The 14,814-nt window shown below is 59.9% G+C and carries 18 protein-coding genes; 6 read left to right on the top strand and 12 right to left on the bottom strand.

The genetic code is table 11. The features are described from left to right. Positions 1 to 30: 30 nt before the first annotated feature. Complete coding sequence (locus tag J7E41_RS13405; RefSeq protein WP_214993545.1) at positions 31 to 789, top strand: DUF533 domain-containing protein; 759 nt, start codon at positions 31 to 33, stop codon at positions 787 to 789. A gap of 47 nt (positions 790 to 836) precedes the next feature. Here J7E41_RS13405 and J7E41_RS13400 read toward each other — a convergent pair whose 3' ends face one another. The 9 genes from J7E41_RS13400 to J7E41_RS13360 all read right to left on the bottom strand — a co-directional run bounded on the left by J7E41_RS13400 (position 837) and on the right by J7E41_RS13360 (position 8,748). Then, entirely contained in the window at positions 837 to 1,658 is an 822-nt protein-coding gene (locus J7E41_RS13400; RefSeq protein ID WP_214993544.1) for a hypothetical protein, read from the bottom strand. Then, positions 1,627 to 1,791 (bottom strand): hypothetical protein, encoded by a 165-nt coding sequence (locus J7E41_RS13395; RefSeq protein WP_214993542.1) that lies wholly within the window; start codon positions 1,789 to 1,791, stop codon positions 1,627 to 1,629. Before J7E41_RS13395 ends, J7E41_RS13400 begins: the two co-directional genes overlap by 32 nt. A gap of 27 nt (positions 1,792 to 1,818) precedes the next feature. Then, positions 1,819 to 2,166, bottom strand: a complete 348-nt coding sequence (locus J7E41_RS13390; protein WP_214993540.1) for a DUF2493 domain-containing protein — start codon at positions 2,164 to 2,166, stop codon at positions 1,819 to 1,821. A gap of 141 nt (positions 2,167 to 2,307) precedes the next feature. Continuing rightward, the gene (mgtA, locus tag J7E41_RS13385; RefSeq protein ID WP_214993538.1) at positions 2,308 to 5,022 is read right to left on the bottom strand and encodes a magnesium-translocating P-type ATPase; all 2,715 of its coding nucleotides are present in this window, start codon (positions 5,020 to 5,022) and stop codon (positions 2,308 to 2,310) included. Positions 5,023 to 5,294: 272 nt separating this feature from the next. Continuing rightward, on the bottom strand, positions 5,295 to 5,609 hold the full coding sequence (locus tag J7E41_RS13380; protein WP_214993536.1) for a hypothetical protein: 315 nt from the start codon (positions 5,607 to 5,609) through the stop codon (positions 5,295 to 5,297). Positions 5,610 to 5,926: 317 nt separating this feature from the next. Further along, positions 5,927 to 6,538 (bottom strand): LysE family translocator, encoded by a 612-nt coding sequence (locus J7E41_RS13375; RefSeq protein WP_214993534.1) that lies wholly within the window; start codon positions 6,536 to 6,538, stop codon positions 5,927 to 5,929. Between the two features lie 67 nt (positions 6,539 to 6,605). Then, positions 6,606 to 7,076, bottom strand: coding sequence for an arsenate reductase ArsC (locus J7E41_RS13370; protein WP_214993532.1), 471 nt, complete (start codon positions 7,074 to 7,076; stop codon positions 6,606 to 6,608). 12 nt (positions 7,077 to 7,088) lie between these two features. Beyond that, positions 7,089 to 8,372, bottom strand: a complete 1,284-nt coding sequence (locus J7E41_RS13365) for an arsenic transporter (RefSeq protein WP_214993530.1) — start codon at positions 8,370 to 8,372, stop codon at positions 7,089 to 7,091. 19 nt (positions 8,373 to 8,391) lie between these two features. After that, positions 8,392 to 8,748: a metalloregulator ArsR/SmtB family transcription factor gene (locus J7E41_RS13360; RefSeq protein ID WP_214993529.1), complete on the bottom strand. Its 357-nt coding sequence runs from the start codon at positions 8,746 to 8,748 to the stop codon at positions 8,392 to 8,394. A 178-nt stretch (positions 8,749 to 8,926) separates the two neighbouring features. Here J7E41_RS13360 and J7E41_RS13355 point away from each other — a divergent pair, with 178 nt between their 5' ends. From J7E41_RS13355 to J7E41_RS13340, 4 genes are all read left to right on the top strand, one after another. After that, positions 8,927 to 9,142: a hypothetical protein gene (locus J7E41_RS13355; RefSeq protein ID WP_214993528.1), complete on the top strand. Its 216-nt coding sequence runs from the start codon at positions 8,927 to 8,929 to the stop codon at positions 9,140 to 9,142. A 129-nt stretch (positions 9,143 to 9,271) separates the two neighbouring features. Further along, entirely contained in the window at positions 9,272 to 9,967 is a 696-nt protein-coding gene (locus J7E41_RS13350) for an alpha/beta hydrolase (protein WP_214993527.1), read from the top strand. 116 nt (positions 9,968 to 10,083) lie between these two features. After that, complete coding sequence (locus J7E41_RS13345) at positions 10,084 to 10,779, top strand: AzlC family ABC transporter permease (protein WP_214993526.1); 696 nt, start codon at positions 10,084 to 10,086, stop codon at positions 10,777 to 10,779. Then, positions 10,776 to 11,087, top strand: a complete 312-nt coding sequence (locus J7E41_RS13340; RefSeq protein ID WP_214993525.1) for an AzlD domain-containing protein — start codon at positions 10,776 to 10,778, stop codon at positions 11,085 to 11,087. The genes J7E41_RS13345 and J7E41_RS13340 overlap by 4 nt, the downstream gene beginning before the upstream one ends. 372 nt (positions 11,088 to 11,459) lie before the next feature. Here J7E41_RS13340 and J7E41_RS13335 read toward each other — a convergent pair whose 3' ends face one another. Next, a complete protein-coding gene (locus J7E41_RS13335) occupies positions 11,460 to 11,699 on the bottom strand; it encodes a hypothetical protein (protein WP_155585329.1) in 240 nt (79 codons plus the stop codon). A gap of 121 nt (positions 11,700 to 11,820) precedes the next feature. Here J7E41_RS13335 and J7E41_RS13330 point away from each other — a divergent pair, with 121 nt between their 5' ends. After that, positions 11,821 to 12,174 carry a hypothetical protein gene (locus J7E41_RS13330; RefSeq protein WP_214993523.1) on the top strand — a complete coding sequence of 118 codons (354 nt, stop codon included), beginning with the start codon at positions 11,821 to 11,823 and terminating at the stop codon, positions 12,172 to 12,174. Positions 12,175 to 12,321: 147 nt separating this feature from the next. On the opposite strand, the gene J7E41_RS13325 is transcribed toward J7E41_RS13330, so the two are convergent. Together J7E41_RS13325 and J7E41_RS13320 are read right to left on the bottom strand one after the other, a co-directional pair. Beyond that, positions 12,322 to 13,026, bottom strand: a complete 705-nt coding sequence (locus J7E41_RS13325) for a YoaK family protein (RefSeq protein WP_214993522.1) — start codon at positions 13,024 to 13,026, stop codon at positions 12,322 to 12,324. 81 nt (positions 13,027 to 13,107) lie between these two features. Beyond that, complete coding sequence (locus J7E41_RS13320) at positions 13,108 to 14,742, bottom strand: ABC-F family ATP-binding cassette domain-containing protein (RefSeq protein WP_214993520.1); 1,635 nt, start codon at positions 14,740 to 14,742, stop codon at positions 13,108 to 13,110. Between the last annotated feature and the right edge of the window lie 72 nt (positions 14,743 to 14,814).

Raw genomic sequence — 14,814 nt, 5'->3', positions numbered from 1 at the left:
TGGAACCTGATGCCCGAGGAGGGCGACACCATGAACACCAGCGATCTACTGGAAAAACTGTTGCAAGCCGGTCAGGCCTCGATGAGCCAGCAGGGCGGTTCGACAGCCGCACCTCAAGGGGGCTTGGGAGGCCTCGGTGGGCTAGGCGGACTGCTAGGCGGCTTGCTTCAGGGCGGCGGCGCGGGCAGTGCGGCGTCTGGCGGTGGTGGGTTGGGTGGCTTGGGAGGTCTGCTGGGTGGCCTCGGCGGCCTCGGTGGTCTTTTAGGCGGATCGAGCTCGGGTAGTACGACTCAAGGACGCTCGGGCGGGACCAATTACGCGGCCCTGGCCTCCCTGGGGATGATGGCTTACCAGGCTTACCAGGCATGGCAGAGCCAACAGGCGTCCGCGCCCCAGCAAGCGTTGCAGACCGTTGACCAACTGTCTGGCGCCGAAGTGGATGAGCACAGCCATGCGATCCTGCGTGCGTTGATCGCGGCGGCCAAGGCCGATGGCAAGATTGACGACCAAGAGCAGGCGCTGATTTCTGCCGAGTTGGCGCGTCATACTGATGAGCCCGAGCTGAAGGCATGGCTTGATGCAGAAGTTGCCCTGCCTCTCAAGGCTTCGGACTTTAGCGAGTATGCACAGAACCCCGCCATTGGTTCCGAGATCTATCTGGCCAGCGTGATGCTGGTGAATGACCAGCAGCCGGCTGAGCGAGGCTACCTGGACGAATTGGCGGTCGCGCTCAATATCGAGCCTGAATTTCAGGTGCAGTTGGAGCGCCAGGCCAAAGGGCAGGCTTAACGCCTAATGAAGGTGAGCGGGGCACGCCCGCTCACCTTCATGCTCCTTCAGAACCGCAACGTAGCCCCCGTCGTCAGCCACTGATGGCGATCCCCGATCAGGCTGCGTCCCACCACCAGGTCCACATCGATATTCTTCCCGACATGCACCCGTGGCCCCGCTTGCCACGCCTGGTCGCCGCCTTGCTGACCGTAGCGTTCGGCGATCAACGTCAGCGAATCGACCACGCTGTATTCGAACCCGGTGCCCCAGGTCAGGTGATGATGTTGCTCGCCATCGTCATAGGCATGGCTCCACCCCGCATTGACGTTCAGCTTCAGGGATTCGAGCGGCTGCCAGGTGAAGGGAATGCTCAGGTCGGCACCGTCAAAGGAATGTTGCCGATTAAGGGCGAAATGCGCGGCGGCGGATGCCGCTATCTCTATCCCTAAATCTTCCCGTGACCATAATTGCGCCTTGAGCTGCGGGCTGACCTGGGTCTCGCCATCGCCCTCGGCGGTGGCCCGCGCTACGGCGGCGCCCCATTGCAGCCAGGGTAGGTCTGCGGAGGTACACGCGGCGGACAGGGTTTCATTGTGGGTCGAGCCATTGTGCCGATTGGCGGTGTGCCAGGCATCGACGTTGCATTCCCCAGGCGCATTGACCGCACCGTCGTCGACCACATACGAGCCGCCGGCGGCATACGCTTTGGACAGCAGGCTGAGGACCAGGACGACACCCAGGGTCGTGCCGATGAAGATCAGGTTGCGCCGCAGCGCACGTTGTTTGGAGGGAGGCAGGGCGTGAAGGCTGGATTTGGATTTCTGGCGTTGTTGGATGCGGTATTTGGCAAATCCGTCAGGCCGCAGTGGCAGGTGTTTTTTGTACATGGTGAACCTCGATAAACAGCCGGCAGCGCGGTCCCGGTCGACCATTGAGCAATGGACTTGGCAGGGACGCGCCGTGATTCAAATAAGCGGTGTACTGCAGGTTGATGCCGCTACAACTGGGTTCTTCTTGCATGGGGTGATGCTCCAGATAGGGATTGATTCAGCTGTCCACAGTCAGCACATGGATGCCGCACGTTCTTGCCTGGTTGATCAGCTCTGAGGTGTCGTCGCCACCGGGCAGTGCAATCACTACCTCGGGTCGGCTGTCCGTCAGCATGAACTGGTTGCGATGCCGCTCCGCCTGTTTGCCATGGCGTTGCCAGTTGGGTGGGTAACGCACCACATCCACCCCGACTTCCCGGGCCCAGTCCTCTATGTCGCTGCCCAGGAACTGGCTGCCACCGTGGATCAAAACCTGAACAGGGTGCAGGCGGTGGTAGGCATCCAGCACTTGGCGGGACATTTTTGCATCGGCGTAATGACGACCTGCACAGATCAAGACGCGCATGGTGTTTTCCTCGTATTGCTTGTCGCTTTTCATTTTTTCGGCGGAATGTAGCCGCTGCCGAGGCACGAGGCTGCGATGGGTTGCGTAGCGACCCTAGGCGGCCCTGCTCAGCCTCGTGCCTCGTCAGCGGCTACAGGGCGATCAGTACCACTGCTTGAAGCGGCGGATGTAGATCGTCTTCATCAGTTGGGCTACGCAGCAGTAGGCGAGCAGGGTGCCCACCAGCCATGGGAAGTACGCCAGCGGCAGCGGCTCCAGGCCCACCAGGCTGCCCAGAGGCGAGAACGGTACGTAGATCCCGAGCGCAATCACGATGCAGGTCATCATGATCACCGGCCACGCTGCAGTGCTCTGGAAGAACGGAATCTTGCGCGTGCGCAACATGTGTACCACCAGGGTTTGCGAGAGCAGCCCCTCGATGAACCAGCCCGACTGGAACAAGGTCTGCATTTCCACGCTGTTGGCGGAGAACACGTACCACATCAGGGCGAAGGTGGTGATGTCGAAGATCGACGAGGTCGGTCCGATCCAGATCATGAAGCGGCCAATGTTTTTTGCATCCCACTTGCGTGGTTTGGCCAGGTATTCCTTGTCCATCTTGTCCCACGGCAAGGCCAGTTGGGAGATGTCGTACATCAGGTTTTGCAGCAGCAGGTGGATCGCCAGCATTGGCATGAAGGGAATAAACGCACTGGCCACCAGCACCGAGAACACGTTGCCAAAGTTGGAGCTGGCGGTCATGTTCAGGTACTTCATGATATTGCCGAAGGTTTCGCGGCCTTTGAGCACGCCTTCTTCCAGCACCATCAGGCTCTTTTCCAGGAGGATGATGTCGGCCGATTCCTTGGCGATATCAGTGCCGCTGTCCACCGAGATACCCACGTCGGCATCCCGCAGGGCCGGCGCATCGTTGATGCCGTCGCCGAGGAAACCCACGGTGTGACCGTTGGACTGCAAGGCCTTGAGCACCCGGGATTTCTGCAACGGTGTCAGTTTGGCGAAGACAGTGCGTTCCTCTACGCGCAGCTTGAGGGTGGCATCATCCATGGCTTCGATTTCTACGCCCAGCAATGGCTGGCCTGGATCCAGCCCGACCTGGCGGCAGATCTTGCTGGTGACCACGGCGTTGTCGCCGGTGAGGACTTTGACCGCCACGCCGATATCTTGCAGGGCCGCAATGGCCGGGCCGGCGGTTTCTTTGGGTGGATCGAGGAAGGTCAGGAAACCATGGATCACCAGGTTTCGTTCATCGGCGGTGGTGTATTGGTTGCGGGCCAGGGATTTGGGAATAGTGCGGGTCGCAACCACCAGTACCCGGAAGCCATCCTCGTTGTAGTCACTGGCGAGGGCCAGCAATTCTTCACGGCGGCGCTCATCCAGGACGATGGCGGTGTCGCCTTCCATCGTATGGGTGGAAATGCTCAGCATCTCCTCCACGGCGCCCTTGCACACGAGCAGGTGATCGCCTTGGGCGTCCTTGACCACAATCGATAGGCGTCGACGTACGAAGTCGAAGGGCAGCTCATCGACCTTGCTGTAGGCGAACGGCACCTGGAACTTTGGATTTTGCTCCGAGAACTGCACCACCGCCTGGTCCATCAAGTTGCGCATGCCGCTTTGGTGATGGCTGTTCAGCCAGGCCAGCGACAGCACTGAATCATCACGTTGGCCGAAGGCGTTGACGTGGTGCTCCAGGATGATTTTGTCCTGGGTCAGGGTGCCGGTCTTGTCGGTGCACAGCACGTCCATCGAGCCGAAGTTCTGGATCGCGTTCAGGCGCTTGACCACCACTTTGCGCTTGGCCATAGCGGTTGCGCCTTTGGCCAGGTTGGCGCTGACGATCATCGGCAGCATTTCCGGGGTCAGGCCGACAGCCACCGCCAGGGCAAACAGGAAGGCATCACCCCAGTCTCCCTTGGAGAAGCCGTTGAGGAAAAACACGATGGGCACCATCACCAGCATGAAGCGAATCAACAACCAGCTGACGCTGTTCACGCCGCGGTCAAAGGCGGTTTGCACCCGGGAGCCGACGATGGCCTTGGCCAGCGACCCGAAGTAGGTACGCGTACCGGTGGCCACCACCACGGCTTGCGCCCGGCCACTGACCACGTTGGTGCCCATGAAGCAGATGTTGGGCAGGTCCAGCAGGTTGCCCTGGTCTGCCGCCTTGGACGTGGCGGATTTTTGCGTGACGTCCCCCAGGGTGTCGTACTTTTCCACCGGCAATGCTTCGCCGGTCAGTACGGCCTGGCTGATAAACAGGTCTCGGGATTCGATCAGGCGGATGTCCGCCGGGATCATGTCGCCGGCCGACAACTGCACGATGTCGCCCGCCACCAGGTCGCGCATCGGCACTTCCCGCAGGGTGGGTTTGGAACCGACCTGCTCGCGACGCAGCACGGTCGCGGTGGTGCGGACCATGGCTTTCAAGGCTTCGGCGGACTTGGCCGAACGGTGTTCTTGCCAGAAGCGCAGCAGGCTGCTGAGCATGACCATGGTCATGATAATGATGACCTTGGTCAGGTCGACTTCTTCACCCGCCTGCAGTGGCAGCCAGTAATCGGTGACGAAGCTGATGCCCGCCAAGGTTAGCAGCACATAGATGAACGGGTTGTTCAGTGCCTGGAGAAACTGCACGAAGGCGTGAGGCGGCTTGTCGTGGGCTACCTCGTTATAGCCTTCGCGTTGCAGACGGGCCGAGGCGTCCAGTTCAGTCAGACCGTCCTTGGTTGCCCGGACGTTGGCCAGGGTGGCCGAAAGGCCGTTCTGGGCCTCACGGGCAGCACGCATCGACAGTTTGATGTCGGCACTTGTGCTGTTTTTGTTTGGCAATTGCGTGGTTTTTACTGCGCTCATTGTATGTACTCCTGTCGCCAATTTTTCGACAAAACATACCCGGAACTTACCTGAGGACAGGCGAGCGAAAGCATGCCGAGTCGCTGACTTCGCGATCGGTTTAAATAAAGTATTCAGTAACTTTCTACAGGCCCGCTAGAAGCGCGTTAGTTAACTAGTGCGCAGCGGGCTACTACTGGCTTCGTCCATAGAGAACTCCAGCAAATCAATTGGCGAATAATAAGAAAACAGTCTTGTTCAGGCGCTCGAAGAGGGCGCCTGGCGGTGACTGTTCAACGCTTCCAGCCGTGAGCGCTCACGTAGAGGCTCAACATCAGGCTCGCTTGCGCGAACAGGCTGGAGGCGTTTCGACTCTGAGGGTCTTGAGGGTCGGCGTGATCCCATTGCTGCAGCAGTTGGCCAGTCGTTGGGCAGATACGCCAGTGGGCCAGGGGAACCGGGCTCACGCGGGGGGCAGGGCTGATAAAGGCGGTGCGGGCAGGCGAAAAGCCCACGGGGTCGCGGCCCAGCCTGGCACGCAGGGCTGACGCCAGCGTACGTAGATCAGGCAAGATTACTTTAGGAAAAACAAAGGTTTGAAAATTCATAACACACCTCGGGACCGGACTGGCGACCGGTGAGGCAGTTACGTGGAGCATCAAGCTCTAGCGCAGCTTACCGGACCTGAAAGGCGAGTCCCGTCATATTCTGGGTTTTGCGCCCGATTCGCCGTATTCACGGTGATCGGACAGCGACTAGATACTGTGTCCATTGGCTTCTTTTGTGAGGTTTAAAAAAGGCCCGAGTTGCAGGCACGGGCAATCTACTCAGGCAGTTGATGAATGTCAACGTTTAATGAATTAAATGGCCGCGGGTTCAGAGTTCGTTCAGGCAAGAGGTATTGGTAAGTTGCAGAACATATAAATCAAATACCGCGCAGGGCCAACACGGCCAGATAGATTAATACCAACCCGCAGGCGCCATAACTGATCCGTTGCCAAGTTGCCGATGCAGTTTTGCGCAACAGATTGACCAGTACCGCAATCAGGAAGCACGACAGGATTGAGGCCAGCATGAAACCGGCGAAGAACATCAACGTCTGGTTGTGGCTGGGTGTGGCCCCTACAATTCCGGAAAGCGCGCTGCCCAGGGCGCCCCAGTAGACAATATTCTTCGGGTTGGCCAAGGAAATCGCTGCGCCGACCATCATCGCGTTTTGTCCGGATCGGGCTGGGGTGCTGCCGGCTTCAGGCAGGCGCCAGGCATCCCTCAGGCTCTGAATGCCGAGCCAGGCCAGGTAGAGCCCGCAGATAAGTGTCAGCGGGACCCGTATCGACTCGTGCTGGAGCAACAACGCCATACCCGTCAGGCCAATCACGGCCCAAACGGCATCCCCCACCAGCGAGCCGATTTGCACCAGCAGTGCCGGAGTAAATCCATGAAGCAGGCCCCGGCGCAAAGTTTCCGCCAGGACGGCGCCAGGGGACAGGCAAAACACAAAACCGAATACCAGCGCGGAGAAAAAGATCGTCAGCATGCCTACCTTCCTTATGGCTGATGGCGAGCATACGCTGGCGCTGTACCTTGAGAAAAGCCGTCGAGCGTTACAGCGCGGCGATACGTTCAAGTTCGGCCCTGAGTGCCACGGCGTCGAGGCGGGTGAACGGCAGGCTGAAGAAGGCTCGGCAGCGTGTCTCGATGGTTTCCACGGTGGCATCGAAGGCCGCATCGACGTACGCCTCATCACCCTGGACGTCCGATGGATCCTCAAGCCCCCAGTGGGCCTTGAGCGCCGAGCCGAAGTACACCGGGCAGGTTTCGCCAGCGGCCTTGTCGCAGACGGTGATCACGATATCCGGCGGGCTTTCTTCGAAGGCGTCGTTGCCCTTGCTGTACAATCCTTCGGTGCTGATCCCCGCGGCCTGCAAGGTGCTTAAGCTACGAGGCAAGACCTGGCCCTTGGGGAAACTGCCGGAACTGATGGCGTGGAACCCTTCCGGGGCCAGATGGTTGAACACCGCTTCAGACAAGATGCTGCGGCAACTGTTGGCGGTGCACATGAACAAGACTTTCATGACGGGACTCCGTTAGACACTGAGGCGCAAGGCCAGGGCGGCGAGGGTGATCAACAGCACGGGCAAGGTCAGGACAATGCCGACCTTGAAGTAATAACCCCAAGTGATGGTGATGCCCTTGCGCGCCAGAATGTGCAGCCAGAGGAGTGTGGCCAGGCTGCCGATAGGGGTGATTTTCGGGCCCAGGTCGCTGCCGATCACGTTGGCGTAGATCATGGCGTCCTTGACCACACCCACGGCATGGCTGGACTCGATGGACAGCGCACCGATCAACACCGTGGGCAGGTTGTTCATTGCCGATGACAGCAGCGCCGTCAGTACTCCGGTGCCCATTGCTGCGCCCCAGACGCCGTATTCGGCAAAGGCATCGAGCCAGGTGGCGAGGTAAGTGGTCAACCCGGCATTGCGCAGGCCATAGACCACCAGGTACATGCCCAGGGAGAAAACCACGATCTGCCAGGGCGCTTCTTTCAACACCTTGCGGGTGGAGATCTTGTGACCCTTGGCGGCGATCAGCAGCAGCAACAGCGCACATACTGCGGAGATGGCACTGATGGGAATCCCCAGCGGCTCCAGGGCGAAGCAGCCCACTAGCAGGATACCCAGCACCCACCAGCCGGCACGGAAAGTGGCGTGATCATGGATGGCACTGGCCGGGTCGTCGAGGTCGGCCGGGTTATAAGCCTGCGGAATGTCACGGCGGAAGAACCACAGCAATACCGCCAGGGTCGCGGCGACGCTGACCAAGTTCACCGGCACCATCACGACCGCGTATTCGTTGAAGCCGATCTTGAAGTAGTCCGCCGAGACAATGTTCACCAGGTTGGAGACCACCAGTGGCAGGCTGGCGGTGTCGGCAATAAACCCTGCGCCCATGACGAAGGCCAGGGTGGCCGCTGGGGAAAAGCGCAGAGCCAGCAGCATCGACATGACGATCGGCGTGAGGATCAATGCGGCGCCATCGTTGGCGAACAGCGCTGATACCAACGCGCCGAGCAACACCATATAAGCAAACAACCGTCGGCCCTTGCCTCGCCCCCAGCGCGCTACATGCAAGGCGGCCCAGGCGAAAAAGCCGGCTTCGTCGAGCAGCAAACTGATGATGATCAGTGCGATGAAAGTCCCGGTGGCGTTCCAGATGATGTGCCACACCACGGGGATATCCGCCAGGCTGATAGCCCCGCACACCAGGGCGAGGATCGCGCCGGCGGTAGCACTCCAGCCGACCCCCAGGCCTTTGGGCTGCCAGATGACCAGGACAATGGTGAACAGAAAGATCGCAACCGCAACAAGCATGAAAACACTCTCCTATGAGTCAGCAGCAACTGCTGGCGCGTTGTGGCCTGTCGCCCATTGCATCCAGGCGTAGTGCGTCGGCTTGCAGCCAGGACTGGTTGGCCTGCAGGGTGGTTTCCAGCACGGTCGCCACCCACTGCGGCAGTGCTGGATTGAGGCGATAGTAGATCCACTGGCCCTGGCGCCGATCCAGCAGCAATCCCGCACTGCGCAGCTGGGCGAGGTGGCGGGAAATTTTTGGCTGACTGTCATTCAGGGCATGGATCAATTCGCAGACGCACAGTTCGCCTTCGCGCAGTATCAGCAGGGTGAGCCGGATGCGGGTGGCATCGGCCAGGCATTTGAAGAGGTGGAGAGGGGAGAAAAGATCTGACACGGTCAGGGCCTTTTGTATATTTGTTTATCCGAATATACGTATTTCCATATGTTTCGGTCAATTCCGCTTCCGATTGATGTAGGTCAAGCCCCGTGCGATGAGTGACAAGTGGTTGAAATTAAACTGAAACAATAATGTCCTAAAGTGCCTGCCCATTGGTGAAGAAGGAAGAAAACGCGTGACCCGTGCCACACGAAACCTGCGCAAGACCCTCGATTCCGTCGCGGAAAATAACGAAACCGCGGCCTTTGACCTGATGCGCGCGGTGGAAAAACTCGGCGATGAAGTATTGCGCCAGCGTCTGCTCAACACCATCCACCGCCTTAACCAGGACGCCGATGAACTGCGCGAAGCTCGCGACTCGGTGGAGCGGGTGTCGGTCAAGCTGGCCTGATAACGGGCGATGACCGTTCGGCGATTGGCGGGTGAATATCCCCGGTGATGAGTGGACACTGAGCGCGGCTACGGTCGCGTGAAGTGAGGGCCGTCAGCCCAACTTACTCAATACACAGGAAGTTACCCAATGAGTGAAAAACCGGCAATTGTCCTCGTCCACGGTTTTTGGGGCGGTGCGGCGCACTGGAACCGAGTGATCGCCCTGCTGCATAAAAAGGGTTACACCGACCTGCACGCTGTTGAAATTCCTCTCACCTCGCTGGCCGAAGACGCCGAGCGCACCTGCAAGATGGTGGCCCAGATCAAGGGGCCGGTATTGCTGGTCGGGCACTCCTATGGCGGTGCTGTGATCACCCAAGCGGGTAACGAGCCTAATGTCCAAGGGTTGGTGTTCATTGCCGCCTTTGCCCCGGACGCGGGCGAAAGCCCAGGCGGGATTACCCAGGAACATTTGCCCAAGGCGGCACCGAACCTGGCTCCCGACAGTGACGGGTACCTGTGGGTCAAGCCCGAGTTGTTCCACGAAAGCTTTTGCCAGGATCTGCCGCTGGAAGAAGGGCAAATCATGGGCATCACTCAGAAAGCTCCGCTGGCGAGCACCTTTGGTGATGCCATCAGCAACCCGGCCTGGAAAAATAAGCCTTCGTGGTACCAGATTTCCAGCCAGGACCACATGATCCACCCGGACAACCAGGCCCGTATGGCCAAGCGCATGAACGCGAAAAAGGTCATCACCCTGGATGCCAGCCACGCCTCCTTGGCGTCCAAACCCGCCGAAGTGGCAGCGTTCATTGATGAAGCGGCCAGTTCCCTAAAGAAGTGATGTCCGCAAGCGAGGTCCCTTCCGAAGGTCGGGACCTTGCTTTGTGCACGATCATTCAAGACAACGTGTAACGCTGCTGGCATGCTGATTGACTGTCTGTTGATGAGCCGTTGTGTATGCCTACTGCCTTGCCTCACCACGCGTTTGCCCGTGGCGCCATCGCGATCATTCCCCTGTCCCTGGCCTGCGCGCCCTGGGGCTTGTTGGCCGGTTCTACCGCCATTGATGCCCAATTCACCCCATTGGAAAGCCAGGGCCTGTCGGCCATCGTGTTTGCTGGTGCAGCGCAATTGGTGGCCATCGGCATGGTCAAGAGCGGCGCCAGCCTGATCTCCATTCTGCTGACCACCTTGCTGCTGACCTCCCAGCACTTGCTCTATGGCATGCACATGCGCCCCACGTTGTCGCCGCTCAAGCCCCGATGGCGCATGAGCCTGGGCTTTCTGCTGACGGACGAGTTCTTCGCGCTGGTCAACCACTATGACCGTGAGACCTTCAACCGCTGGTACGCCCTGGGCGTGGGCCTGACTTTCTACCTGATCTGGAACCTGTTCACCTTCGCCGGCATCGTGCTCGGCAAAAGCATCCCAGGCCTGGACCAGTTAGGTCTGGAGTTCTCCATCGCCGCGACCTTTATTGCCTTGATCACGCCGGTGGTGCGGGATGTGCCGACGGTGATCTGCGTCGCCGTGTCGTTGTTTTTCTCGGTGCTGCTCAGCTACTGGCACTGGGAGTCGGCGGTGGTGGTGTCCGGTGTACTGGGGATGAGCATGGGTTATGCCTGCAAGCGGCTGGGAGTAGGGCAGCAATGATATTTGTGATGATTGTTGCCATGGGCCTGATCGTTTTCTTTAACCGCTACCTGTTCCTTGAGCCGCGCTTGCCAGTGCGCCTGAACCGTGGTGCCCGGGAGTTTCTCGGGTTTGCGGTACCAGGCATGCTGACCGCAATCTGCGGCCCGATCATTTTCATGGCCGACCACACACTCAATCTGAGCCCGGGCAACCCTTATCTGCTGGCGGGGATCTGTGCGGTCGGCCTGATGTTCTGGACCCGCAGCGTCTTGATCACCGTGCTGTTGAGCATGGCGTTGTTCTATCTGTTTCGCTGGCTGCTCTGAGACTCTGGGTTCCGTAGATACCTTCTTGAATCGCTACCCCGTAGATACCGTCTTGAACCTCACTGGATAAGATCCCGTGGCAGCTGTCGAGCCCCAGCGAGGCTGCGTAGGCCGCACCTCCGCCATCGAGACAGCGCTGGCATCGAGTCGCGCTCTACGCAGCCTCGCTGGGGCTCGACAGCTGCTACGGGGTGGTGTGCTTGCCCGATGAGGTTCAAGACGGTATCTACGGGGAGTGGGGAAAACAGGCAAAAAAAAGCCCGCAGGAGGGCGGGCAGAAGGGAGACTTCTAAAAATGAGCTTGCCCACTATAGGCGGCCAGATCTCCCTTCACAGTGAAACAAAATTCATCGGGCTGTCAGCAAAACCAGGTTACTTCTTGTTGGCCTGAGCCTCGGCTGCCAGGCACTCCAGGGCAAACTGCTCGGTGTAGGTCATCTGGATCGGGCTGGTTTCGCCCTTGACGGTACGCTCGCCATCGAGGATGTAGCGGATGCGCTTGTCGGTCACACCAATGCGTTTGGCAATCCACGAGGGCGTCTGGCCGATGCGGCTGATCAGTTTGTCAGCATAGTCGGTGGACGGGTTATAGCGCTCGGCGTTAGGTGTCATGGGGGTTCCGGATAAAAGCAGGTTCACAGGTAGCCCATAGGGTGACGCAATAATCAGTCGGTGTCGCCTGCCAAGTCGGAACCAGTGATACAGTCGCGTTTTTTTCCAAGGAAGCAACGGTATGCGGATGGTGGTGATAGGCGCGTTGGTACTGGCATCGCTGGCCGGTTGCGCGGGGTCGAAGATGAAGGAGGCGCGCTCTGGAGCGCCTTACAAAGCGTTGGCCTCGGACAAGGTGGCCCTGGTGGTTGCGCAGTGTGTTCAGTTTGGCTGGCAGGACGAGGCGGTGTTTGGCGTCGATGCCGGCGGGTTCATGGAGCCGGCTCCGGCTGGCGGTTATACGATCTATACCACCGCCGGTGATTATTTCGTCGATGTGCTGACCACCGGTAAAGGAGCCACTGCCAATTATTACGCCGCCGAAGACAACTGGGCCGCCAAGCGTCGCCTGGCCGCCTTGGCGACTTGTCTGTAAGAATCAGCTTTAGATTTATTCAGAAATGCCCGGCGGACAGCCACCGGGCACTGACCTAGAATTTGCCTGCTCGCCCGACATCCAGGCTCTTTACCAGTACAGGGACGTCGAGGCCAAAATGTCGGGCGGGCACCTTCTACGGCCGATTCAGCGTGGCATATACCCCAGATGCCAACGGCGCGGAATCTTCAACGACAGCAGCCCCAGCAACGCCGACAACAGGCCGCTGACCAGCAGCGCGTGAATCCCCATCTGCCGCTCCAGCAACGCACCGATCACAGCACCCACAAACATCCCGGCCCAGGGAATCAACTGCACCCGCCAGCCGTTGCGCCGCTCCCCCAGCATCCATCGTCCCAGCCCACGCCCGAAACGTGAAAGCGCGCCCGTGACGTAAGTCAGGCCCACCGGCAGGCCGTTGACCTCTTCGACCGCCGCATTGAGCATGCCCATGGCGATGATCGCTGCCAGCAAGGCGGGCAACTGATCGGCGAAGGGCCAGGCGGCCGCGCCGCACAGTAACGTGGCGATACACAGCAGCAAGGGCAGGGCATGGCGTTTGCTGATACGGCTGATGATCACCCCCAGGGCATTGCCCGCGATAAAGGTCGCCACCAACAGTGTCAGTCGCCCGATCAGACCGAGGTTGCCGTCGCTGATCGCCACCGCCAGGCGCGTGGTGTTGCCGCTCATAAACGAGACAAAGTCGCCACTGGCCATGAAGCCGATGGCATCGGTCATGCCGGCCAGCACCGAGAGGCTGGCCACCAGCATCAACCCGACACGGCCGCGCCATTTGTGCTGATGCAGCAATGCCGTGTTGGTGTTGAGCCGGAGGGATGAAGGCAGCATGGGCCAGGTTCCTCGATGAGATTATCCGGCCACTACCGTAGGGTGCTTTGGTCCCGGCTGCAATGACCTGGGGCATTCCCCTCAAACCCCCTCGAAACGCCAACCCTCGGCGTGCCAGGTCAATGTGTGAGTGGGCCGCAGTGTGGCGAGAAAAGCCGGGTCATGGGACACCGCGACCAGCGCGCCGGTAAACCCCTGCAACGCCTGTTCAAAGGCGATGACGGACTCCAGGTCCAGGTGGTTGGTGGGCTCGTCCAGCAACAGCAATTGAGCCGGGACTGCGCGCCACAAAGCAATCGCCATGGCCGCTTTCAATCGCTCGCCGCCGCTGAGTCGCCCAACCGGCTGCGTGACCCGTAACGCATCCAGTTGCAGCAGCGCCAGGCGTGTGCGCAACTCACCTTCCACCAGTGGCGTATCCAACAGGCTGAGGTGTTCGACGATCGATAAGTGATCATCCAGCAACGCCAGTTGTTGATCGACATAGGCTGCGGGAACGTGAACCGCACACTCGCCACTGACGGGTCGCTGGTGGCCGGCCAGTACCTTGAGCAAGGTGGATTTGCCGCAGCCATTGGGACCGCTCAGCACCAGCCGCATCGGGCCAATCAGGTTGGCATTGACGTAGCTGGCGGGTGACTGCGGGTCCAACCAAGGCAACTGCATGCCTTCCAGAGTCAGCACCTGGCGCCCGGTGGGTAATACCGTTCCGGGCAGGGCCAGCAGCGTCGGCGTTTCCTCCACCACCCGCAAATGAGCCTGGCGCACACGGTCATCCAGTTCCTGCTGGTGTTGCAGATGATCACTGCGCACGTTGCTGACGATTTCGTTGGCGGCGCCTTTCCAGCGTGCCCTGGTGAACCGGTCGACATTGGCGGCGTCTGCGTGTTTGCGAGACCTGGCGGCATGGCGCTGAATGCTGTCATGGTCACTCTGCAGGCGCTTGCGTTCGCGGCTGCGGTCCAGGCGTGCATGCTCAAGGGCGGCCTGGGCGGCTTGCTGTTCGGTCTCGCGTTGAGCGCGAAAATCGTCGTAGTTGCCGCCGTAGACCAGGGAGCCCAAAGGGGAGAGTTCAATGATTCGCCCCATGGTATTGAGCAACTGGCGGTCATGGCTGACCACAATCGAGCCGCCGCGCCAGTTGCGCAAGGTACCGAGCAGCCAGTCGCGGCCTTCCCTGTCCAAATGGTTGGTCGGCTCATCGAGCACCAGCAACTGAGGTTTGGATAACAGCGCGCCGATCAACGCCACGCGGGCCAGTTGGCCGCCGCTGAGGATGTCGGCCGGGGTGGTGGCACTGACCTCAGGCAACCCCGAGGTATCCAGCGCCTGGCGCAGGCGTTCGGCCAGGTCCCAGCGGTCATCGATCAACTCCAGGTCCTCGGGCGTGGCTTCACCCTTGGCCAGGCGTTCAAGCGCAACCAGGATCTTGGCGGTACGCGTCACGTGAGCAACGGTTTCGCCAGGCGTCAGGCTAATTGTTTGTGGCACATAGGCCAGGCTTGCCGAAGATTTGCGTGTGCCGGAAGAGGGCGCAAGTACGCCCGCAATCAAGCGCGCCAAGACACTTTTGCCCATGCCGTTACGACCGACAATGCCGGTAGGCGTGTGATCAAAAGACAGGGTCAGATCGTCCAGCAAGGTTTCGCCATTGGCGAACTGGAAACTCAGGTGTTGCAGGGTTACGAGCACGGGCAGCCGTTTGACGTCAGTCATCAGCACCTCCGAAAAAATGTGAAACAGGCCAACAAGCGCGCCAGGCGGCTCGTTGCGAATACATTTTGGAAG

This window comes from Pseudomonas fluorescens, assembly GCF_018614655.1.
Classification (GTDB): Bacteria; Pseudomonadota; Gammaproteobacteria; order Pseudomonadales; family Pseudomonadaceae; genus Aquipseudomonas; species Aquipseudomonas fluorescens_BX.
The sequence above is the reverse complement of the archived record's forward strand: the minus strand, read 5'-3'. Positions and strand labels throughout refer to the sequence as shown.